Consider the following 19,294-nt stretch of genomic DNA (forward strand, 5'->3'; position numbering starts at 1 on the left):
GGCCTATTGGAAGGCCGTTTCGAAGAAGCTGCGCAGCTTGCGTGAATGCAGCGCTTCCTTCGGCATGGCGGCAAGCTTCTGGACGGCGCGGATGCCGATCTGCAGATGCTGGTTGACCTGCGTGCGGTAGAAGGCCGTTGCCATGCCCGGCAGCTTCAATTCGCCGTGCAGCGGCTTGTCGGAGACGCAGAGCAGAGTGCCATAGGGCACGCGGAAGCGGAAGCCGTTAGCGGCGATCGTTGCCGATTCCATATCGAGCGCGATCGCGCGCGCCTGGGAGAGCCGCTTCACCGGCCCGCGCTGGTCGCGCAGTTCCCAGTTGCGGTTGTCGATTGTGCCGACGGTGCCGGTGCGCATGATGCGCTTCAGCTCGAAACCTTCGTAACCGGTGATTTCGGCAACGGCGGCTTCCAGCGCCACCTGCACTTCGGCCAGCGCCGGGATCGGCACCCAGACCGGCAGGTCGTCGTCGAGGACATGGTCCTCGCGCATATAGGCATGGGCGAGTACATAGTCGCCGAGCCGCTGGCTGTTGCGAAGACCGGCGCAATGGCCGAGCATCAGCCAGGCATGCGGGCGCAGCACGGCGACGTGGTCGGTGATCGTCTTGGCGTTGGAGGGGCCGACGCCGATATTGATCATGGTGATCCCGGCATGGCCCTTCTTCTTCAGATGGTAGGCTGGCATCTGTGGCAGGCGGGTGAGGGCGGAATCCGTTTCCGGCGCGTTCGAGCCGGGCAGGGTGACGACATTGCCGGGCTCGACGAAGGCAGTATAGCCGTCGCCGCCCTCGGCCATCAGCTTGCGCGCCCAGCTGCAGAATTCGTCGATATAGAACTGGTAGTTCGTAAACAGCACGAAATTCTGGAAATGCTCGGCATGCGTCGCCGTATAATGCGACAGTCGGGCGAGCGAGTAGTCGATGCGTTGTGCGGTAAATGGCGCAAGCGGCGAGGGCTCTCCAGGCGGCGGGATATACTCGCCGTTGGCGATCTCGTCGTCGGTGGTGTTGAGATCGGGTGTGTCGAAGATATCGCGCATCGGAACGTCGATGAAGGCGTTGGTCGATGCTTCCACATGCGCACCCTCGCCGAAGGCGAAGTGCAAGGGGATCGGCGTCGTCGATTCCGAGACGATGACAGGCACATTGTGGCTCTTCACCAGCAGCGCCAGCTGCTCTTTCAGGTAATGCTTGAAGAGCTTCGGCCGGGTGACGGTCGTCGTATAGATGCCGGGTGCCGTGACATGACCATAGGAAAGCCGCGAATCGACATGGCCGAAGCTTGTCGTCTCGATGCTGACCTGCGGATAAAAAGCGCGGTAGCGCGAGGAGATCGGCGCGCCCTGTGCGAGTTCGGCGAAGCTCTGGATGAGAAACGCCGTATTGCGCTCGTAAAGCGCCGTCAGCGCCTCGACCGCCTTGGCGGGATCATCGAAACTCTCAGGCTGGAAAGGCGGTGGAGAGGAAATGTCGAGGGGCGACAAAGGGGGGATTCGTTTGTTCATGACACATTATAGAGAGTTGTTCTTGACAAGCAAACGACGCGCGCTGGCGGATTCCGATTTTTTATCCTGCTGCCTGTCCGATGCGATGTCGCCCAAAAGTGTCCAGCGGTTTTTTATAAGGATCTGCATACATAAAAGACTTAAAGCGCATTGCATGAATTCGGTTCGATGCGATGCGCTTTAGTCACCGCACCGCAGGCGCGCAGAAGGTGCCGTTTCTCTCCAGGCAGGTATAGCTCGCCCCGAAATGCGACTGCGCCCCGCCGCCGCCTTCGTGCACCACGACTGCCGAAAACGTGATCGCGAAGATCGCCGCAAACAGCGTGATGATGCTAAAGCGTCTTGCCAAAATATAGATGTTCATCCCCTTATCCCCGATACGCAACTCTATCGTGACAAGAGTTTTGGCATGCGATGGCTGAACGGGTGCTGAGATGCCGGTTCATCAGCCGTTCAGCTTGCCGGACAGGCTCGGCCGACCGCCAGAGGCTTGGAGGCATGCCGCGTCGACATGCTTGGCGTTTTGGATGATGGCTGCGCAGGTGCGCTACGATACGCTTATAAGTTGGTTCGGCTATTCTTCGGCCGGCCAATCCCGCGCGGTATGGATCACACGCAAGATAACGACGCTTTCACGTCCCGCGATCGACCGCAGCTCATAAGAAATTATGTAGGGGAGCCGGGTGAGGGATTTTTCATAAGTGCCAGCTACTCGCCCTGGCCGACCGGTTGCAAATTCCCCAAGTTTCTTGCCGGCTTCCTCGATGGCGTCCACGACCCTTTCGGCCGCATCGGGGCTGTCCTTCGCGATGTAACGCAGAATTTCCAGATTATCTTGGTGTGCTTCCTTCGACCAAAGAACCGGCCTCATCCGCGCGGGGTCTTCCTGCGCTTGGCATCTTCGATGACCTCACGCATTTCGGCGACAGCCTGCTCGTGCGGTATAACGCGCCCAGCTTCCGCATCGGCCATGCCCCGCTTGATACCCTCGATGATTTCAAGCTCGCGCTCCACATAGGCCGCTACTGCCTCGCCAGCGAGGAACGATTTGCTGCGGTGCGTATCGGCGGCAATCCTGTCGAGCTTTTCTTTTACGTCGGGGCGGACCCGAATCGTCATGGTCGTGCTGCCGGCCATTTTGAAAACTCCTGTGTTGAACTGTGTACAATCTAACACATGTCGGCCTTGCCAGCTATCCCCCGCGTTCTCTCAGAGCCGCGTCCAGGTCTGAGACTTGCAAAGGATCTTCATCACGCAGCCCTGCATCCTTAGCGAATTGCCGGAAACCTTGCCCGCGCCGCTATAGGTCTTCTCGGCGGCCGGGTCGGTGATCTCGCCGGCATAGCTGCCGCCGGTTCCAGCAAGCGTGCCGATCTTCCGGCCGGCATATTTACCGGTCTTCAGCGTCACGCAATAACTGCCGCCGCAGGATGCGATCACCGCCGTATCACCGGCGGCCGTCTTCCAGTTGCCGACGATCGGCTCCTCGGCATGCGCGATACCCGCGATGACTGTTATGGCGCCGGCGAGAACGAAGCTGCGGATCATCTTTTCCTCCATGATGTCCCTGTTCGGCCGTGAAAATAACTGACGCGAACGTAAAGGTAAACAACACCAATCACTATCATGTTGACTGGCTGAAAAACGGGAGAAAAAGCTATGCGGCGAGCGTTCAAAGAGATCGCTTGCTGATTTCATGGTGAACGTTCCGTTTATTTTCAAACCTGAATCTTTCGTAAAACCCGCTCGAAAATCCTTAATTCGCAGGGAGTCCGATGTTTAACGAAAATCCAATTTTACCAAGTGTTTGCACTTTGTTTGTCTCAAATTAATCATGCATTTTAGGCGTTTTTTGAAAGCCGTTTGGCATAGTGAACCCATCAAACGAGCGGGGCAAACCCGCCGGACCGCAAGGGCCGCAAGCCGCGATAGACGGCAAGGCCCCGAGGTAAAACAGGGTAAGTCATAAACAGGCTAACAGGGATAAAACCGATGGCACGCTTTGAAATGCACAATGCTGAAACGGCCACCATGGGTGGCGACAACAGCGCCGATGTCTTCTGCGAAATGGGTCTGATGTATGCGACCGGCCGCGGCTGCGAAGTCGATCTCGTTGCAGCCCACAAATGGCTGAACATCGCCGCAATCAAGGGCAACGACCGCGCCGCCGAGCTTCGTGCCGACGTGGCCGCCGCCATGGACAAGATGCAGCTCGCAGCAGCGCTGCGCGCCGCCCGCGAGTGGATGACGGTTCACTAGAACCGTCTCCAATCAATTCGGCAAAGCAGCAATAACAACCTCAAAAAGAGGGGGCTGGCGGGGCGCTTTGGACGGGGCCGACGCCGGGAGAAGAGAACCGCGACCGGATTTCCTCCACCGGCCGCGGTTCTTCTGTTTTATCGGCCGATCTTTTTCAGAACCTGCGGCAGAGCCTGTTCGAGCAGCGCCATATCCGTCTCCGGCCCGACGCTGATGCGGATGCAGCGGTTGAGGGGCGCTACACCAGGCATGCGGATGAAGACGCCGTGCTCTATCAGGCCGTCGACGATCGACCGTGCATCAGAGCCGTCGCGCCCTGTGTCGATCGCCACGAAATTTGTTGCCGAGGGCAGGGGGACGAGGCCGTTCGCCCGGGCGATGCCGCCGATCCGCTCCCGCGCCGCATGGATTTTCCCGACCACCTCGACGAGATAGGCCTGGTCCTTCAGCGCCGCGAGCGCTGCAGCCGTTGCCAGCCGGTTCATGCCGAAATGATTGCGGATCTTGTCGAAGGCCTGCGCCGTGCCTGCCGTCGAGATCACGTAGCCGGTGCGTGAGCCGGCAAGCCCGTAGGCCTTGGAGAAGGTGCGGGTGCGAACGACGTTCGGCATTTCGATCAGCGAGGAGACCGACGGCAGCGAACCTGATGGTCCCGTCTCGCTATAGGCCTCGTCGAGCACCATCAGTGTCGTCTCGGGCAGCGAACGGGCGAACGCGACGATGCTGTCGGCATCCCACCAGCTTCCCATCGGATTGTCAGGATTGGCGAAATAGACGAGCGGTGCGTTCTCGCGCTTCACCGCATCGAGCAGCCCGTAGAGATCCTCGCGGTCGTTTGCGTAGGGAACGGTCACCAGCCGGCCGCCGAAACCGGCGACGTGGAAATTGAAGGTCGGATAGGCGCCGAGCGAGGTAACGACGGGCGCGCCCGGCTCGATCACCAGCCGGACGATCTGGCCAAGCAATTCGTCGATGCCGCTGCCGATGGCGATATTGGCGGCCGAGACGCCGAGATGGGCGGCCAGCGCTTCCCTGAGCGCGAAATTCTCCGGGTCATTGTATTTCCAGATATTGCCGGCCTCTTCGCGCATCGCTGCAAACACGGAAGCGGCTGGGCCGAAGCCGTTCTCATTGGCGCCGATGCGCGCCGAAACGGCAAGTCCGCGCTGGCGCTCGATCGCCTCGGGGCCCACGAAGGGGACTGTGGAGGGCAGGGCGCTGGCAAGAGGTGTAAAGCGCGAAAAGGCGGACATGCGACGGCAGTTTCCCGGACATAATGACAATTGGCGAAACAATAGGCCCGGGCACGGCCAACGCAAGCAAGATTATTTCCGCAACGACTCGGCCTGTTCAGGCGCGGAAGATCGGCGCGCGTCGGGCAGCGATTGCTTCCATGTTGCCGACAAGGAAATCGGTGCGGACGACGCGGCGCAGAACCTCGGGGTCCATGATGTTGATGAACCGCACCCCGATGCGTTCCTTATGGCGATAGACCTCGGCGCAGCCGATCCGGTAGGCGAGGCCGAGAATGTTGAGATAATAATGCTTTGGCAGGCCGGCCGTGGTCGAGACGATGAAGGTGGCGCCGCCCTGGGAGATATCGATGATCTCGGCGCTTCGCATGGAGACGCCTGTGAGGCACGGCCGGACGGCGACAATGCGGGCTGGCCGTTTGACACTGAATTCTTCCCAGCGCAGGTCGTAGACAGCGGACTTGACCGTGGCAAGGTGTGTGGCGCGGAGCATAGTCATTCACATTCTCCGTCAGACGGGGCACATTTGGGGTCTTGATCGCGAGCAAGCTGGGGTCTTGCTCGAACCAAGGTCACATGAATGTTTTGCACATTCGTCAAATATAAAATGACAATTTTAACGAGTTTAAACTTTGTGCCCAAGCGGGACGCCCGATGTTCATAATCGGGACGCGGGCTTTCATCTCCAGGCTCCCGTTTCAGCCAAAAAATCTGACGGCGAGATATCCGCCGGCGGCAGTCAGCGCCGTCAGGGCCGTGCCCCAGACCATGTCGACCAGGCTCATGGCGAGCGGCCAGTTGCGAAGCGTAGCGAGATTGGTGATGTCATAAGTGCCATAGGCCGCCAGTCCCAGAATGGCACCGTGGAGAAACGCGGTGGCGATCGAGCCCGCCGACAGCGCCGGCAGCACGGCAAGCACAACCACCGCGGCGGCGAAGAACAGGTAGAACAGTGCGCCGACCGCGAGATTAGGCGAGGGCAGCATCAGCGCTCCCAGCTGATCGCGATAGAAGTTGCGGGCGATGAGGCCGAGCCATATCCCGTCGCAGATGAGAAGGGTGAGAAAGGTGCCGGCATAGGCGAGCAGTGATGTCTTCATCGTCAATCTCCCGAACTTGGCCTTTCTACGCAGCCAGGGCCGGCCGGATCGCCGCCCGTTCGATTTCGGTGCAATTTTCCCGAACTCTTTCAATGGCCAGGCGTTCTGCCTTGATCGATGAAGCACGGCGCGCTTCGAATGACGACAGCTAGGAGTTGAAGATGACCGACGTTAAAATCCCTTGGAAATCATGGGTCGTGGTCTGCAACGGAGCCAAGGCTCTGATCATGCAGAATGCCGGCGATGCCCAACTGATGAACCTGAAGGTGCTGGAAACTCTGACGCAGCCGAGTGAGCCGGATCGCGAAATCGGCGCCGACAAGCCCGGCCGCAGCCATGCCGCCGATGGCTTCAGCCGCAGTGCTGTCGAGGAGACCAACTGGCAGGATCAGGCCGAAGCCCAATTCCTGAAACAGGTCGCGGAAAGGCTGGATGAGCTGGCGCAGGAAAAGGATGTTCGCCGCATCGTCCTCGTTGCGCCGCCGAGAGCACTCGGCGCGCTGCGGCCGGCCCTCAGCGCCGACACGCAGGCAGCGATCTCCGTAGAATTGGCGAAGGACTATACCAATATGCCGGTCGACGAGATCGAGCGGCATCTCGCCGCCTGAGCCGGTTAGCAACCTCAGAGAACGCGGGTCGAACGGCCCGCGTTTTCTTATGTCGCCGCCTTATGCCCGGCAAACAGGTCTTCATGATCGGCAAAGAGCGCCGCCAGGCGGTCGATGACGATCCTGACCTCCGGCCGTTGCCGTTCGTCGTCATGCGCGACGATCCACATCTCGTAAGTCAGCTCGTCGATCACAGGGCCGGCGCGGACGAGCCTGCGCTCCTGGTCACCGATGAAACAGGGCAGCACGCCGCGTCCCGCACCGCCGCGGATGAGGTGAAACAGCATATGTGGCGTGTTCGTCCAGCTGGTGATCCAATAATCCGGCTGCTCGAAAGTCCATTTGTCCGCCGGCGTGATGGCGGTATCGGTGCCGAGCGAAATCCAGTTGCAGTTTGTCTCGTCATAGCCGGCGGCCTGATAGGCCGCATGCGCCACCTTGACCGAACGGCGGATCGCGACGTTGCCGCTCTCCGGCCGGCTGTGGCGAATGGCGATATGCGCCTCGCGATAGGTGAAATCGACGCTCGCATCGCAGGTCTTGTAGCACATGCGGAAGCTGTCTTTCGGCGTCCAGACACTGGCCAGATGGTCGGCGACGAAGCGTGAAGTCCAGCTGTCGGCCGCGGTCGAGACGATCGGCAGTGTCAGCACCTCGCCGCGCCAGTCGGAGATCGCACGCGCCGCATCCTGCATCAGCCGGACGCGATCGAGCAGCTCCTGCCCGTCCTTGGCCAGAAGATAACCGGTGGGGCCGCGGCTGAACAGCGAGCGGCCGGTCACCCGTTCGAGCGCCAGCATGCGCCGGCCGATCGTCGGTGCGCTGAGCCCGGTGCGCAGAGCCGCTGCCGAAAGACCGCCGCCGGTCGCAACATGGAAGAAAAGTTGCAGGTCGTCCCAGCTCGCATCTTTCATGGATGAAAACCCCCTTTCCCCAGCGCCTCTACATCGGAAGGGCGCGAAGGCTTAGCTCAAGTGCTCCAGCAATAGATGGAGGATGAAGCAATGGATCTCAACTGGGTTGTTCTCTTCAGGGAAATCGAAATCGGCAATCGCCGAATCCGCCGCGATCGCTTTGCCGATCCGCTCGCCGATCCGCTTGATCGTCCGGAATGGCGCGGATTTCTCTGGACCGTTTCGATCATCGCGCGTCTTGTCGCAAGACGGGCTGCAGAAACAAAGGTGCCGTGCCGCGATGATTCGCGGATCGGAAAAAGCCTCAGGTTTCGAAGTTCAATCGCAACACGTGGTGCAGGAATTCCGGATTGATCAGCATGTTGAAGCTGATCGTCACCAATTCACCTTCGCGCTTGACCACGGTCGCACCGATCTCGTCATGGATGCCGAGGATTTCGAGGAAGAAATGGCTCGGCATTTCCAGGTTCGGGCTGACTTCGAGCAATGCGCCGGCAAGCGTGATCGTGCGGATCAGGCAGCGCACCTGCATTCCGGTGCTGAGGTGATGGCCGACGAAGATGATGTTGCCGGGCCTGTCGAGATTGAATTCCCTGTAGGCACGTTCCGGCTTGGGGTGTTCTGTGTCGAGGTGCATCTGAAAGGCCCTTTTAGCCTCCGCTTGTAATACGACAGGATATTACGTGAAGAATGCTGACATTTGCTGAAGAACATCGTTAAAAATTGAATGCTTATGTGAAAGCTGCGGGAAAATCGCACCGATTTCGCGCAGATTTGCCCCAAAGTTGCGCATTCCCAAGGCAGATGCGCCATTCTTGACATGTCGGCGGCGTTCGCGCATACAAAGGCCGGTTCGAGGCACCGGCCGCTCGCGGATGAAAATCCATGGTGAAGTCCTCGCGATCATGGTCACGGCCCTTTGTGCATGCTGACTGGCGGCAATGCGAGTTCCCATCCACAGTCGAAGAGCATGCCTTGCGAAGGCTCACGCCATGACGACGACCTATCCTGCCATTGAAGAATTGAAGGCTCAGGCCAAGCGCCTGCGCCAGGCGATGAACGATCGCGGCACCCCGCTGACCCACAGTGCGGCTCTGGAAATGATTGCCCGCCAGCACGGTGTACGCGATTGGAACACGCTCGCGGCCCTTGCGGCAAAGCCCAATGCCAGCCCGAAGACACCGCTCTTCGTCGGCGCGCATATTCGCGGCCGTTATCTCAATCAGCCGTTCACCGGCGAAGTCCTGGCGCTTTCGGCCCTGCCGGGCGGCGACCTTCACAGGATCACCATCCATTTCGACGAGCCGGTGGATGTCGTCACCTTCGAGAGCTTTTCAGCCTTTCGCCGGCGTGTGAACGCGCAGATCGATGCCGACGGCGTGTCGCCGAGGAAGACCTCGAACGGCGTGCCGCATTTGGTGCTCGATCTCTAGATTGTTTTGTCCTTTTGAGGCCGTCCGGATCCAAATGATTTAGCCGGATCGGGCCCTGCCTCCTATCGCACGGATTTCTCCATGACCGATCTTTCCGAAGGCAATGCCTTTCTCACCGGCTGGCTGCCGGGCGTCTTCATCAAAACGGCGGCACCGATCGTCGCGATCACCACCGTCAACGGCCTGTTCACCGTCGTCGACGCCTATTTCCTTGGCGCCTATGTCGGCCCGGATGCGCTCTCTGCCGTCAGCCTGATTTTTCCCGGTTTGATGCTGCTGGTCGCCCTGCAATCGCTGGTCTCGAACGGTATGGCGAGTATCCTCGCCCGCCGGCTCGGCGCCGGCGATCGTCAAGGCGCGCGTCGGGTGTTTGCCGGCGCGCATGCGCTAGCGCTCGCCGTCACCCTCATCCTCAATCTGGTCTACTGGATCGTTGGCCGACAGATCATCGATGCCGGTGCTGCCGGCAATGCTGCCGTGGCCGATGGCGCCATGCTGTTCATGGGCGCGATGATCGCCTGTGCGCCGATCAGCTTCTTCCTGTCGCTGCATCTCGACGGGCTGCGCTGCGAAGGCAAGATCGGTTTCATGACCTTGGTGACGCTGTCGGCCTCGCTGCTCAACATCTTCGCCAACTGGCTGTTCATGGCGGTGATGCATTGGGGCGTGCTCGGTTCGGCAGCCGGCTCCATCGCATCGCAATGCGTCTGTCTCGCAGCCGTGCTCGCCTTTCGCTGGCGCCGGCCGGCGGCACTAAGGCCGTCTCCGGGGTTGGCTCTTGCCGAATGGCGCGGCATCGTCGCCTTCGGCGCGCCGATGAGCCTCGGTTTCATCGGCATATCGCTGGCCTCGGCCGCCATTCTGATCAACATCTCTCTCTGGAGCGAACATGACTATGTCGCGACGGTGGCCGCCTACGGCATCATCACCCGGATCATGACCTTCACCTATCTGCCGCTGCTTGGTCTCAGCATCGCGCTGCAGACGGTCGCCGGCAACAATCACGCCGCCGGCCTCCGGCTCCGCGTCGGCCGCAGCCTGCAGATCGCCATGCTCGCCGCACTCGTCTATTGCACCCTGGTGGAGATCATCGTCGAGCTGCTGGCCGGCCGCCTCGGCGCCGTCTTCGTCGCCGATCCCGCGATCATTGCCGAGGTCAGGCGAATTCTGCCCTGGACGATCGGCGCCTATTTTCTCTTCGGGCAGATGATGATCCTGTCATCCTATTTCCAGTCGATCGGCGATGCGCCGCGTGCGGCGATCTTTGGCCTGTCGCGGCCCTATCTGCTCACCCTGCCGCTTACCTTCCTGCTACCCTTCGTCTTCGGCGAACAGGGGATCTGGATGGTGCCGGTCTTTGCCGAGGCAGGCATGTTCATCCTTGCCTTCCTGGTGCTGTCGCAGAACGCCAAACGCCGGGGCTGGCGGTACGGGCTTCTGTCCGTCTAAAGCAATTCCAGCAAAACGGTGCAACGGTTTGCGTCCGGAATTGTGCAGAATAAAGATATAGACGCAAAAGCCGCGCCGGGAGCGCGGCTTTTGCCTGATATCGTCTATTCCTTGCCGCTCGAAGCGGCCGTTGTCGCGGCTTCCGCCTCATTCAGCGCCTCGGCGCATTCCTGGCAGCAGACCTCGACAGTCTTGCCGCCGAGCTTGACGGTGATGGTCTCCGCACCGAGTTCGCAGTCGCAGGCGGCGCATGTGGTCTTCTTCATCTGATGATCCTCCGTTGATCGTCCCGCGATCGGGACAGGCTGATAAGATCATTGAAGTCCGCATTGCCGCTGTCGAAATCTTTAGCGATCGACCCCCCGCATAATTCCTTAAATTGGGATCGATTTAAGGAATTATGCGGGGATTCAAAGTGCTACAGCGTCCTTGCGGCTCTCGAAAAGACCCGCGGCGCTGTAGGCTTTCACTAGCGCCGCAGCTGCGCCGCGCGTTGGAATTCGGCCGGAGTCTGCCCGAAAGTCTGCTTGAAGGAAGCGCTGAAATGGCTGTGGCTGGAAAAGCCGAGGTCGAGACCGAGCGCGGTCAGATCCTCATATTGGCCAAGCAGATCGAGCGCGCGGGCAAGCCGCAGCCGCAGCTGGTAGCGGTAAAGTGGCGTCGCCTCGACCTGCTGGAAGACCTGGGTGAGATAAACGGGCGAGACGCCCACTTCGGTGGCGATTTCCGAAAGTGTCCAGCGCCGCGCGAGATCGGAGGAGAGCACCAGCTTTGCCCGGTCGACGAGCTTCTGTCGGCCGGCGCTGGCGCCCGCCGCATGCGATGTGCGCTCGCCGAGCGAGCGGCGCACCAGCGTCAGCGCCAATATTTCCGCTTCCAGCGTTTCGGCGACGTTGCGGCTGAGACCATGACGCAGGAGGGCGACCAGCGCCTGCGCGCGCGGATCGATCCGCCGGCGCTGGCGGCGAAAGGCAAAGGGCGGGCCGGGCTGCGCCTGCTCCTTCGGCGTGAGCTCTTCGAGCATGGATTCGTCGATCGCCAGATCGATGCAGGCATCGCCACCCTCGATTGGGTGGCTGATCCGGTATCCCTGGCCGGCATTGAAGAACAGAACCTGATTGGCTTCGGCCACCGTATCATTGCGGCCGACATGCCGCATGAATACGCCGCGATAGGGATAGACGAGGCTCGTCTTGTGAGCGCATTCCTCGTCGCTCTTGTGGCGGCATTCGCCATTGCAGACGATGTCACGAATGGTGACCGTCTTCGTTTTCAGGAGCGGCGCTGTTGAAAACTGCGACATTGCATCTTCCGGGTCAGACAGGCCGCCCGATGAGGCGACCTAGCGGCACAATATCACGCTTAAGTTTCAGCAGCGACTGTAGACATGGACGTCGCTTTCGGTCTGCCCCCTGGAAAGGCCGATATCCTTCAACTGCTCGTCGGACAGCTCCATCAGAGCATTGCAGTTGCGCCGTTCGTTCATTTTGCGCGCCAGCCACTGTGCTGCGGTGACTATAGCAAGGAACAGGCCGGGCCGCATATTGCGGGCCGAGATTGTGGAATTCGAGCTATGCATTGTGATCCTCCATCCGTGATTGGATGGAGGCAGTGAACCATCAGCGGCGGTTCCGCGCTGTCAGATTATTTAGCGATCGAACGCGACGCTTACGCTTTCAGCAGCCACTCGTGCTCGGCGGCATTGTGGAATTTCCAGATCCGCTGCGGTCCGGCCATGACGTTGAGGTAATAGAGGTCGTAACCATGGCAGGCGGCGCAGGGGTGATAGCCTTTCGGCACCAGCGTCACGTCGCCGTCCTCGAGCGCCATCGCTTCGTCAAGGGAGCGATCGTCGGTGTAGACGCGCTGGAAAGCGAAACCCTGCGGCGGGTTGAGCCGATGATAATAGGTCTCTTCCAGGAAGCTCTCGTTCGGCAGGTCGTCCTGGTCGTGTTTGTGCGGCGGATAGGAGGAGGTGTGGCCTCCGGGCGTAATCACCTCGACGACCAGCAGCGAATGCGCCGAGCTGTCGTCTTCCGGCATGATATTGTTGACATAGCGCACATTCGTGCCCTTGCCGCGCGTCACCTGCGGGTGCGTGCCGGGCGGGATGGCCTTTGCCTGATAGGTGCCGCCGCCGGGTGCGGAGCAGACGGCGAGCTCCAGATCGGTCTCCGCCGTCACCGACCACGTCGATTCCATCGGGATGTAGAGCGCATGCGGCGCACCTTCGAACGGGTTCATGCGGCCGCCGAGCGTGCCGAAATCCTTGGTGCCGGCAGACGCTTTGCCCTTGCCGGTCACCCAGACGAGGCAGACTTCGCGATCACCCGTCTCTCCCGAAACGGTCTCGCCCGGCTTCATCCGATGCAGATCGAAGCCGACATAGGTCCAGCCGGCGTTTTCCGGGGTGACATGCGTGACGCGGCCATACGTGCCTGATGGTTTCACCTTGAGATTTGGCATTGGTGTTTTTCCTCGTAAGTTGGAAAATTCCCCTCCCCAACCCCTCCCCACAAGGGGGAGGGGCTAACCTGCCGTGCTGTCTCGCCCATATTACGGCCTTCCTTTTTTCAAGGTGGCCGCCATCTGGTGCGGGGCGGTGCCTCAAGTTAAGTCCCTCCCCTTGTGGGGAGGGGTTGGGGAGGGGTCTTTTGCTCCCGCTATCCCTTAGGAAAGCCTTCCGTTTCCACGGTATAGCCCGCAGCCGTCATGACGCGCATCAACTCGGCGTTACCGATCTCGGCCATTTTCTGCGGCGGAGCCTTGCGCGGATCCTGTTCGGCCTCGACAACGAACCAGCCTTCATAGCCGTGATCGGCCAGCCGCTGGACGATGGCGCCGAAATCGAGCGAGCCGTCGCCCGGCACCGTGAAGGCGCCAAGTGCCACCGCATCGAGGAAGGACTGCCGGCTGCGATCCAGTCCATCCACCACAGGTTTGCGGATATCCTTGACGTGAACATGGTTGATGCGGGCGTGGTGGTTCCCAATGGCGCGCAGCACGTCGCCGCCGGCAAAGGCGAGATGCCCGGCATCGAGCAGCAGCGGGATGCCTTCGCCCGAATGGCGCATGAAGGCGTTGAGTTCCGGCTCGGTTTCGACGACGGCCGCCATGTGATGGTGATAGGAAAGCGGCATGCCCTGCTCGGCGCACCATTCTCCGAACCGGGTGACGCGGTGCGCATAGGCCTTCATCTCGTCATCGGAAAGGCGAGGCTTGGTCGCGAGCGGCTTGGAGCGGTCGCCCTGGATGGAACGGCCGACTTCGCCATAAACGATGCAGGGCGCGGCGACGGCCTTGAACAGTTCGATCATCGGCGCGATGCGGTCCTTGTTGGCGGCAAGCTCCTCGTCAACAAGCGTGCCCGAGAACCAGCCGCCGCACAGCGTGACGTCGGCTGCACGGAGAATCGGCAGCATCACCTTTGGATCGTCGGGGAAGCGGCGGCCCTTTTCCATGCCGGTAAAGCCGGCACCGCGCGATTGCCGCAGGCATTCCTCCAGGGACACATCGTCGCTGAGCTCAGGAAGATCGTCGTTCCACCAGGCGATGGGCGACATGCCGAGTTTGGCCTTCATCAACATTCTCCTTAAAAGCATTGCGGAAGAGCTCTGCTCTTCCGAAAAAATGATAGCGATAGATCAGCCGATACGCTGGGCGGCGCGTGCTTCGACATAGCCCTTGCGCGCTTCGTTGACCTCTTCGCGCGGGCTGACCTCCGGCACCGCGACATCCCACCAGTGGCCGCCGGCCTCCGTGGTAATAAGCGGATCGGTGTCGATAACGAAGACCGAGGTGCGATCGTTCTTCCTCGAGTCGGCGATCGCCTGCTCCAGCTCGGCGATCGAGGCGACCTTGACGGCGATGGCGCCCATGCTTTCGGCATGCGCGCGGAAATCGATCTCCGGCATCACCTCGTGGTAGGAGTCCTTCAGCAGATTGTTGAAGTTGGCGCCGCCGGTTCCCATCTGCAGCCGATTGATGCAGCCATAGCCGCGATTGTCGAGCAAGACGATGTTGAGCTTGAGGCCGAGCATGACCGAGGTGGCGATCTCGGAATTCATCATCATGTAGGAACCGTCGCCGACCATGACGACCACATCCCGTTCGGGACGCGCCATCTTGGCGCCAAGCCCGCCGGCGATCTCGTAGCCCATGCAGGAAAAGCCGTATTCCATGTGATAGCTGCCCGGCGCCGTCGCCGGCCAGAGCTTGTGCAATTCACCGGGAAGGCCGCCGGCAGCGCAAAGCACCGTCGTATTCTCACCGCCGATCGTGCGCGCCACCGCGCCGATCACCTGCGCATCGGAGGGCAGGGCGGCATTGGTCGTGGCCATTGCCCTGGCCGCAGCCTCCATCCAGACCTTCTTTTCCGCAGCCGCCTTCTCGGTGAGGGCGGCCGGCGCCTTCCAGCCCGAAAGTCCGGCCGAAAGCGCCTTCAGCCCTTCGCGGGCGTCTGTCACCAGCGGATAGCTGTCGTGCTTCACCGCGTCATAGGCGGCGATATTGAGGCCGATCATCTTCAGGCTGTCATTCTTGAACAGCGCCCAGGAGCCGGTAGTGAAATCCTGGCAGCGCGTGCCGACGGCGATAACGAGATCCGTCTCTTCGGCGATCGCATTCGCCGCCGACGTGCCGGTGACGCCGACCGAGCCGAGTGCCAGCGGGTGGGTCTCGTTGATCGCCGACTTGCCGGCCTGGCTGACGACGACGGGAAGGCCGTGGGCCTCGGCAAAGGCGGTAAGCTCCTTCGTCGCCTGCGAATAAAGCACGCCGCCGCCGGCAACGATCACCGGCTTCTGCGACGCCTTGATCAGCGCGATGGCATTCGCCAGCTCGTCTGCATCCGGCTGCGGCCGGCGGGTCGTCCAGACTTTTTCATCGAACAGGCTTTCCGGATAATCGAAGGCTTCTGCCTGAACGTCCTGGCAGAGCGACAATGTCACCGGGCCGCAATCCAAGGGGTCGGTCAGGACCTGCATGGCGCGCTTCAGCGCCGCGATGATCTGCTCGGGCCGGGTGATGCGGTCGAAATAGCGCGAAACCGAACGGAAGGCATCATTGGCTGAAACCGTGCCGTCGCCGAAATCCTCGATCTGCTGCAGCACCGGATCCGGCGCGCGGTTGGCGAAGACGTCGCCCGGCAGGAAGAGAACGGGAATACGATTGACATGCGCCACGCCGGCGGCCGTCACCATGTTCAGCGCGCCGGGGCCGATCGAACTCGTGCAGGCCATGAAGCGCGTGCGGAAATTCGCCTTGGCATAGGCGATCGCGGCATGCGCCATGCCCTGTTCGTTGTGAGCGCGATAGGTCGTCAATTCATCGCGCACCTGATAGAGCGCCTCGCCGATGCCGGCGACGTTGCCGTGACCGAAGATCGCCCAGACGCCGCCGAAGATCGGCACTTTCTTGCCGTCGACGATCGTCATCTGTACCTTGAGGAAATGCGTGACGGCTTGCGCCATCGTCAACCGTATCGTCTTGCCCATCGGGTCCTCCCGCAATCTTTCTTTTCGCGCTTTTCCCTCCCCAACCCTCCCCACAAGCGGAGGGGTTAACTTGCCGGGCTCCCTTCATTCTCGCCGCAACGTCTCCTCCAATGGGAAGCTTGCTGATGGCGTGAGGCGGTGCCCGGGTTAAGTCCCTCCCCTTGTGGGAGGGGGTGGGGAGGGGTCTTAATTCTAAGTCTACTGATGTCCGCGGGTCTTCAGCCACGCCTCTGTCAGTTGCCGGAAGCGGCCGGCCATATCGGCGATCGCTTCCTCGTCGTTCATTTCGCCCGAAAGCCAGGCGCGCGCCGGATCGGCAAAGATCGTCCGGCCGACGGCGAAGCCCTTCACGGAGGGGGCAGCCAGCGTCGCCTCGAAGCAGGAGATCAGCTCGTCGGCGGGCGCCTCGAGCCCCAGCAGCACGATACCGCGGCACCATGGATCATTTTTGGCGATCACCGCATCGATCTTTTTCCAGGCCTCACGGGATGCTTGCGGCTCCAGCTTCCACCAGTCCGGCTTGATGCCGAGCGCATAGAGCTCCTCCAGCGCGGTCGCGATGGTATCGTCGGTCAGCGGGCCGTTCTTGCCGGCGATGATCTCCACCAGCAGCTCGCGGCCAACCTTGCGGGAGGCCTCGAACAGAGTGCGCAGCTTCTCCTGCTGCTCCGTCTTCAATTCAGCCGGATCATCAGGATGATAGAAACACAGGCACTTGATGCAATGATTGAGCGGCCATTCGACGAGCTGCGAGCCGATATCCTGGCTGAATTCGAAGCGCAGCGGCTTCGAGCCCGGCAATTCCACCGGCCGGCCGATCCAGGAGAAATTCTTCGTCGCCGCATCGAAGAAAGCGTCGCGGCCGAAGCGTTCGTCGATCAGCATGCCGTAGCCGTCGCGGCCATTCGAAACCCGCGCCGCCGCCGCGACCGCCAGCCGCTTGAAGGCGACGATCTTCTCGTGGCCGACGCCGAGTTCATCGGCGACGCTGACGAGCTGCGAGCGGTGGTCGATCGCCAGCGCCATCAAAAGCGGGATTTCGCCGCGCCGGGTCGATGCCCAGTGGATATGGTTGATCGCCTCGTCCTTGCGCAGCGCCCGGTGTTTGCTTCCGGTCGTCAGGAAGAAGTCGAGTTCGGCCCAGGTCGGATATTCCGGCGAGCAGAGCAGGCGGGAGACAGCGAAGGCGCCGCAGGCATTGGCCCAGGTCGCACAGGTCTTCAGCGGCTCGTCGCGCAGGAAGCCGCGCAGGAAGCCCGACATGAAGGCATCGCCGGCGCCGAGCACGTTGAAGACTTCGATCGGGAAACCCTGGCCGATGATGCCGGCTTCCAGATCGTCGGCAATCGGCCCGTCATAGACGATGCAGCCCATGGCGCCGCGCTTGAGCACGATCGTCGCCGGCGACAGGCGGCGAATCTCCTTCAGCGCGCCGAGCACGTCGTCGGCGCCGGACGCGATCAGGACTTCTTCTTCGGTGCCGACGATGAGATCGCAGTCGGGCAGCGTCTCCTTCATCTTCGAGGAGACTCGGTCGGATTTCACATAGCGCTCGAAGCCTTCCGCATGCCCGGCAAGGCCCCAGAGGTTCGGTCGGTAATCGATGTCGAAGATCACCTTGCGGCCGTTCGCCTTGGCGATGCGGATAGCCTTGCGTTGCGCGGCTTCGGTATTCGGCCGTGAGAAATGTGTGCCGGAAACGAGAACGGCGCGCGACGATCTGATGAAGTTTTCGTCGATATCGCCTTCATCGAGCGCCATGTCGGCGCAGTCCGAGCGATAGAAGATCATTGGCGACACGCCCTCGGCCTCGACCGCAAGCAGCACCAGCGCCGTCAGCCGCTCCTTGTCGGTGATGATGCCGTCAGTGGCCACACCTTCGCGCGCCGACTGCTCGCGGATGAAGCGTCCCATCTGCTCGTCGCCGACGCGGGTGATGAGGCCGGATTTGAGGCCGAGCCGCGCCGTGCCGATGGCGATATTGGCGGGGCAGCCGCCGACGGACTTGGCGAAGGAGCCGATATCCTCCAGCCGCGAACCGATCTGCTGGCCGTAAAGATCGACCGAAGAGCGGCCGATGGTGATCACATCAAGCGCCGGCTCCGGCTGTGAATCCGGATTCGATTGTACCATGATGTCCTCCCGCTAGATTTTGCGCGGCTTCCAGTGCCTGCGAATTTTCAATAATGAAACATCGGTTCCGATATTTTGTCAATTCGGAATGTTTATTCCATTTTGCCTTTTACAGGTTTTGACGGCTGACCCTTGCGCCGCCGTTCAGCGATTGCAACCGGTAATGCCATGGTGAGCGCCATCGAGGCCGAAAGCGAGCGGAAGCCGGCGAAATCGGCCTCCGCCACCTCGAACCAGTGCGTGGCGCAGGCGGCAAGCGGCGAGAAGGCCGAATCGGTGATCGCAATGACGGGGACGCCGCGATCGGCAAGCTCCTGGCTCTGGCTGAGGCTGTCGGCCGCATAGGGCGAGAAGCTCGCCGCGATCGCTGCATCCTTCGGTGTTGCGAACTGCACCATTTCAGGGTCGACGCCGTTCGGCGAGGCGACGATCTGGTGGCGGATGTTGAGCTTAGAAAAAGCGTAGGTCATGTGCGCCGTCAGCGGGTAGGAGCGCCGTTTGGCGATCAGGTAGATCGTCTCGGCGTTGGCAAGGATATTCACCGCTTTGGTGAAAGTATCGCTCTGCACCGTTGCGGCCAGCCGGTTGACCGACTGATTTGCCGCGGCAATGAAGCCGGAGAGCAGATTGGCGTCCTCATCGTCGCCGCTCGATTGCTCCAGCGTGACGAGGCGCTCTTCGTAGCTCAGCGTCCGGTCCCGCAATCTTTCGCGAAAGATGCTCTGCAGGTCGGAAAAGCCTCCATAGCCCAGATGATGCGCCAAGCGCACCAGCGTCGAGGGTTGGACGTCGGAGGCCGCCGCGATGCTCGCCGTCGTGCCGAAGGCGATCTCATCGGGATTGCCGAGCGCGAAGGCGGCGACCTGTGCCAGCCGCTTCGGCATGCTTGCCTTGCGCTCGATGATGGTGCTGCGCAGGCTTTCGAAATCGCGCGGTACACGCGCGTGCCTCTGGGGATCGTTATCCATGCTTGCGGCTCACGAGATGAAACAAATATTCCATATTATCGAACATAAACGATTTCAAACGACACGGCTAATTGTTTTTAATCCCCTGTAATTGAAGGCTTTTGGACAATCTCTTCGCGAAGAACGCAGAAATGCCTGTGAGTAGGTCCTTGTCAAAATGATCCAAATATTCCAAA

At 61.0% G+C, this 19,294-nt stretch carries 24 protein-coding genes; 5 read left to right on the plus strand and 19 right to left on the minus strand.

Going from position 1 to position 19,294, the window contains the following annotated elements; translation table 11 throughout:
• Positions 1-3 precede the first annotated feature (3 nt).
• From AC2444_RS05490 to AC2444_RS05510, 5 genes are all read right to left on the minus strand, one after another.
• Positions 4-1,506, minus strand: coding sequence for an AMP nucleosidase (locus AC2444_RS05490; RefSeq protein ID WP_012756755.1), 1,503 nt, complete (start codon positions 1,504-1,506; stop codon positions 4-6).
• Between the two features lie 184 nt (positions 1,507-1,690).
• Entirely contained in the window at positions 1,691-1,870 is a 180-nt protein-coding gene (locus AC2444_RS05495) for a hypothetical protein (RefSeq protein ID WP_012756756.1), read from the minus strand.
• Positions 1,871-2,080: 210 nt separating this feature from the next.
• Positions 2,081-2,377, minus strand: a complete 297-nt coding sequence (locus tag AC2444_RS05500) for a type II toxin-antitoxin system RelE/ParE family toxin (RefSeq protein ID WP_012756757.1) — start codon at positions 2,375-2,377, stop codon at positions 2,081-2,083.
• Positions 2,374-2,643: a CopG family ribbon-helix-helix protein gene (locus tag AC2444_RS05505; protein ID WP_012756758.1), complete on the minus strand. Its 270-nt coding sequence runs from the start codon at positions 2,641-2,643 to the stop codon at positions 2,374-2,376. Before AC2444_RS05505 ends, AC2444_RS05500 begins: the two co-directional genes overlap by 4 nt.
• Before the next feature lie 72 nt (positions 2,644-2,715).
• Positions 2,716-3,054, minus strand: a complete 339-nt coding sequence (locus AC2444_RS05510) for a DUF2147 domain-containing protein (RefSeq protein WP_012756759.1) — start codon at positions 3,052-3,054, stop codon at positions 2,716-2,718.
• Between the two features lie 444 nt (positions 3,055-3,498).
• Here AC2444_RS05510 and AC2444_RS05515 point away from each other — a divergent pair, with 444 nt between their 5' ends.
• Positions 3,499-3,765 carry an SEL1-like repeat protein gene (locus AC2444_RS05515; RefSeq protein WP_012756760.1) on the plus strand — a complete coding sequence of 89 codons (267 nt, stop codon included), beginning with the start codon at positions 3,499-3,501 and terminating at the stop codon, positions 3,763-3,765.
• A 137-nt stretch (positions 3,766-3,902) separates the two neighbouring features.
• Here the strand turns inward: AC2444_RS05515 and AC2444_RS05520 are convergent, their stop codons facing one another.
• The 3 genes from AC2444_RS05520 to AC2444_RS05530 all read right to left on the minus strand — a co-directional run bounded on the left by AC2444_RS05520 (position 3,903) and on the right by AC2444_RS05530 (position 6,118).
• Positions 3,903-5,018: a pyridoxal phosphate-dependent aminotransferase gene (locus tag AC2444_RS05520; RefSeq protein ID WP_012756761.1), complete on the minus strand. Its 1,116-nt coding sequence runs from the start codon at positions 5,016-5,018 to the stop codon at positions 3,903-3,905.
• A 97-nt stretch (positions 5,019-5,115) separates the two neighbouring features.
• Positions 5,116-5,517 (minus strand): pilus protein PilZ, encoded by a 402-nt coding sequence (locus AC2444_RS05525; RefSeq protein ID WP_003558031.1) that lies wholly within the window; start codon positions 5,515-5,517, stop codon positions 5,116-5,118.
• A gap of 199 nt (positions 5,518-5,716) precedes the next feature.
• Positions 5,717-6,118 (minus strand): DUF2177 family protein, encoded by a 402-nt coding sequence (locus tag AC2444_RS05530; protein ID WP_012756762.1) that lies wholly within the window; start codon positions 6,116-6,118, stop codon positions 5,717-5,719.
• 161 nt (positions 6,119-6,279) lie between these two features.
• On the opposite strand from AC2444_RS05530, the gene AC2444_RS05535 reads away from it, so the two are divergent.
• A complete protein-coding gene (locus AC2444_RS05535) occupies positions 6,280-6,726 on the plus strand; it encodes a baeRF12 domain-containing protein (protein ID WP_012756763.1) in 447 nt (148 codons plus the stop codon).
• A 47-nt stretch (positions 6,727-6,773) separates the two neighbouring features.
• On the opposite strand, the gene AC2444_RS05540 is transcribed toward AC2444_RS05535, so the two are convergent.
• Positions 6,774-7,640, minus strand: a complete 867-nt coding sequence (locus AC2444_RS05540) for a LysR family transcriptional regulator (protein WP_012756764.1) — start codon at positions 7,638-7,640, stop codon at positions 6,774-6,776.
• Between the two features lie 90 nt (positions 7,641-7,730).
• Between AC2444_RS05540 and AC2444_RS05545 the strand changes: the two genes are divergently transcribed.
• Positions 7,731-7,994, plus strand: coding sequence for a hypothetical protein (locus AC2444_RS05545; RefSeq protein WP_012756765.1), 264 nt, complete (start codon positions 7,731-7,733; stop codon positions 7,992-7,994).
• On the opposite strand, the gene AC2444_RS05550 is transcribed toward AC2444_RS05545, so the two are convergent.
• Together AC2444_RS05550 and AC2444_RS05555 are read right to left on the minus strand one after the other, a co-directional pair.
• Positions 7,945-8,277: a hypothetical protein gene (locus AC2444_RS05550; RefSeq protein WP_012756766.1), complete on the minus strand. Its 333-nt coding sequence runs from the start codon at positions 8,275-8,277 to the stop codon at positions 7,945-7,947. The two genes, AC2444_RS05545 and AC2444_RS05550, sit on opposite strands and share 50 nt — an antisense overlap.
• 42 nt (positions 8,278-8,319) lie before the next feature.
• Entirely contained in the window at positions 8,320-8,553 is a 234-nt protein-coding gene (locus tag AC2444_RS05555) for a hypothetical protein (protein WP_128449108.1), read from the minus strand.
• 79 nt (positions 8,554-8,632) lie between these two features.
• Between AC2444_RS05555 and AC2444_RS05560 the strand changes: the two genes are divergently transcribed.
• Positions 8,633-9,073, plus strand: coding sequence for a glyoxalase superfamily protein (locus AC2444_RS05560; RefSeq protein WP_012756767.1), 441 nt, complete (start codon positions 8,633-8,635; stop codon positions 9,071-9,073).
• Between the two features lie 81 nt (positions 9,074-9,154).
• On the plus strand, positions 9,155-10,522 hold the full coding sequence (locus AC2444_RS05565; RefSeq protein WP_012756768.1) for an MATE family efflux transporter: 1,368 nt from the start codon (positions 9,155-9,157) through the stop codon (positions 10,520-10,522).
• A 104-nt stretch (positions 10,523-10,626) separates the two neighbouring features.
• Here the strand turns inward: AC2444_RS05565 and AC2444_RS05570 are convergent, their stop codons facing one another.
• The 8 genes from AC2444_RS05570 to AC2444_RS05605 all read right to left on the minus strand — a co-directional run bounded on the left by AC2444_RS05570 (position 10,627) and on the right by AC2444_RS05605 (position 19,118).
• Entirely contained in the window at positions 10,627-10,788 is a 162-nt protein-coding gene (locus AC2444_RS05570) for a hypothetical protein (RefSeq protein ID WP_012756769.1), read from the minus strand.
• Between the two features lie 203 nt (positions 10,789-10,991).
• The gene (locus tag AC2444_RS05575) at positions 10,992-11,825 is read right to left on the minus strand and encodes a helix-turn-helix transcriptional regulator (protein WP_012756770.1); all 834 of its coding nucleotides are present in this window, start codon (positions 11,823-11,825) and stop codon (positions 10,992-10,994) included.
• 66 nt (positions 11,826-11,891) lie between these two features.
• On the minus strand, positions 11,892-12,101 hold the full coding sequence (locus AC2444_RS05580; protein ID WP_012756771.1) for a DUF1127 domain-containing protein: 210 nt from the start codon (positions 12,099-12,101) through the stop codon (positions 11,892-11,894).
• 89 nt (positions 12,102-12,190) lie between these two features.
• The gene (iolB, locus tag AC2444_RS05585) at positions 12,191-12,988 is read right to left on the minus strand and encodes a 5-deoxy-glucuronate isomerase (protein WP_012756772.1); all 798 of its coding nucleotides are present in this window, start codon (positions 12,986-12,988) and stop codon (positions 12,191-12,193) included.
• A gap of 197 nt (positions 12,989-13,185) precedes the next feature.
• Positions 13,186-14,103, minus strand: a complete 918-nt coding sequence (gene iolE / locus AC2444_RS05590; RefSeq protein WP_012756773.1) for a myo-inosose-2 dehydratase — start codon at positions 14,101-14,103, stop codon at positions 13,186-13,188.
• A 63-nt stretch (positions 14,104-14,166) separates the two neighbouring features.
• Positions 14,167-16,017, minus strand: coding sequence for a 3D-(3,5/4)-trihydroxycyclohexane-1,2-dione acylhydrolase (decyclizing) (iolD, locus tag AC2444_RS05595; RefSeq protein WP_012756774.1), 1,851 nt, complete (start codon positions 16,015-16,017; stop codon positions 14,167-14,169).
• Positions 16,018-16,215: 198 nt separating this feature from the next.
• The gene (locus tag AC2444_RS05600; RefSeq protein WP_012756775.1) at positions 16,216-18,150 is read right to left on the minus strand and encodes a bifunctional 5-dehydro-2-deoxygluconokinase/5-dehydro-2-deoxyphosphogluconate aldolase; all 1,935 of its coding nucleotides are present in this window, start codon (positions 18,148-18,150) and stop codon (positions 16,216-16,218) included.
• 92 nt (positions 18,151-18,242) lie between these two features.
• Positions 18,243-19,118 (minus strand): MurR/RpiR family transcriptional regulator, encoded by an 876-nt coding sequence (locus tag AC2444_RS05605; RefSeq protein ID WP_012756776.1) that lies wholly within the window; start codon positions 19,116-19,118, stop codon positions 18,243-18,245.
• Between the last annotated feature and the right edge of the window lie 176 nt (positions 19,119-19,294).

The sequence above is a fragment of the Rhizobium sp. WSM1328 genome (assembly GCF_057653715.1).

Coding starts and splice junctions, on each gene's coding strand:
- AC2444_RS05550 (WP_012756766.1), bottom strand. CDS start 8,277: ATGCACCTCGACACAGAACACCCCAAGCCGGAACGTGCCTACAGGGAA.
- AC2444_RS05510 (WP_012756759.1), bottom strand. CDS start 3,054: ATGATCCGCAGCTTCGTTCTCGCCGGCGCCATAACAGTCATCGCGGGT.
- AC2444_RS05600 (WP_012756775.1), bottom strand. CDS start 18,150: ATGGTACAATCGAATCCGGATTCACAGCCGGAGCCGGCGCTTGATGTG.
- AC2444_RS05565 (WP_012756768.1), top strand. CDS start 9,155: ATGACCGATCTTTCCGAAGGCAATGCCTTTCTCACCGGCTGGCTGCCG.
- AC2444_RS05575 (WP_012756770.1), bottom strand. CDS start 11,825: ATGTCGCAGTTTTCAACAGCGCCGCTCCTGAAAACGAAGACGGTCACC.
- AC2444_RS05515 (WP_012756760.1), top strand. CDS start 3,499: ATGGCACGCTTTGAAATGCACAATGCTGAAACGGCCACCATGGGTGGC.
- AC2444_RS05560 (WP_012756767.1), top strand. CDS start 8,633: ATGACGACGACCTATCCTGCCATTGAAGAATTGAAGGCTCAGGCCAAG.
- AC2444_RS05570 (WP_012756769.1), bottom strand. CDS start 10,788: ATGAAGAAGACCACATGCGCCGCCTGCGACTGCGAACTCGGTGCGGAG.
- AC2444_RS05545 (WP_012756765.1), top strand. CDS start 7,731: ATGGATCTCAACTGGGTTGTTCTCTTCAGGGAAATCGAAATCGGCAAT.
- AC2444_RS05605 (WP_012756776.1), bottom strand. CDS start 19,118: ATGGATAACGATCCCCAGAGGCACGCGCGTGTACCGCGCGATTTCGAA.
- iolB (WP_012756772.1), bottom strand. CDS start 12,988: ATGCCAAATCTCAAGGTGAAACCATCAGGCACGTATGGCCGCGTCACG.
- AC2444_RS05580 (WP_012756771.1), bottom strand. CDS start 12,101: ATGCATAGCTCGAATTCCACAATCTCGGCCCGCAATATGCGGCCCGGC.
- AC2444_RS05500 (WP_012756757.1), bottom strand. CDS start 2,377: ATGAGGCCGGTTCTTTGGTCGAAGGAAGCACACCAAGATAATCTGGAA.
- AC2444_RS05525 (WP_003558031.1), bottom strand. CDS start 5,517: ATGACTATGCTCCGCGCCACACACCTTGCCACGGTCAAGTCCGCTGTC.
- AC2444_RS05535 (WP_012756763.1), top strand. CDS start 6,280: ATGACCGACGTTAAAATCCCTTGGAAATCATGGGTCGTGGTCTGCAAC.
- AC2444_RS05505 (WP_012756758.1), bottom strand. CDS start 2,643: ATGGCCGGCAGCACGACCATGACGATTCGGGTCCGCCCCGACGTAAAA.
- iolE (WP_012756773.1), bottom strand. CDS start 14,103: ATGAAGGCCAAACTCGGCATGTCGCCCATCGCCTGGTGGAACGACGAT.
- AC2444_RS05540 (WP_012756764.1), bottom strand. CDS start 7,640: ATGAAAGATGCGAGCTGGGACGACCTGCAACTTTTCTTCCATGTTGCG.
- AC2444_RS05490 (WP_012756755.1), bottom strand. CDS start 1,506: ATGAACAAACGAATCCCCCCTTTGTCGCCCCTCGACATTTCCTCTCCA.
- AC2444_RS05520 (WP_012756761.1), bottom strand. CDS start 5,018: ATGTCCGCCTTTTCGCGCTTTACACCTCTTGCCAGCGCCCTGCCCTCC.
- AC2444_RS05495 (WP_012756756.1), bottom strand. CDS start 1,870: ATGAACATCTATATTTTGGCAAGACGCTTTAGCATCATCACGCTGTTT.
- AC2444_RS05530 (WP_012756762.1), bottom strand. CDS start 6,118: ATGAAGACATCACTGCTCGCCTATGCCGGCACCTTTCTCACCCTTCTC.
- iolD (WP_012756774.1), bottom strand. CDS start 16,017: ATGGGCAAGACGATACGGTTGACGATGGCGCAAGCCGTCACGCATTTC.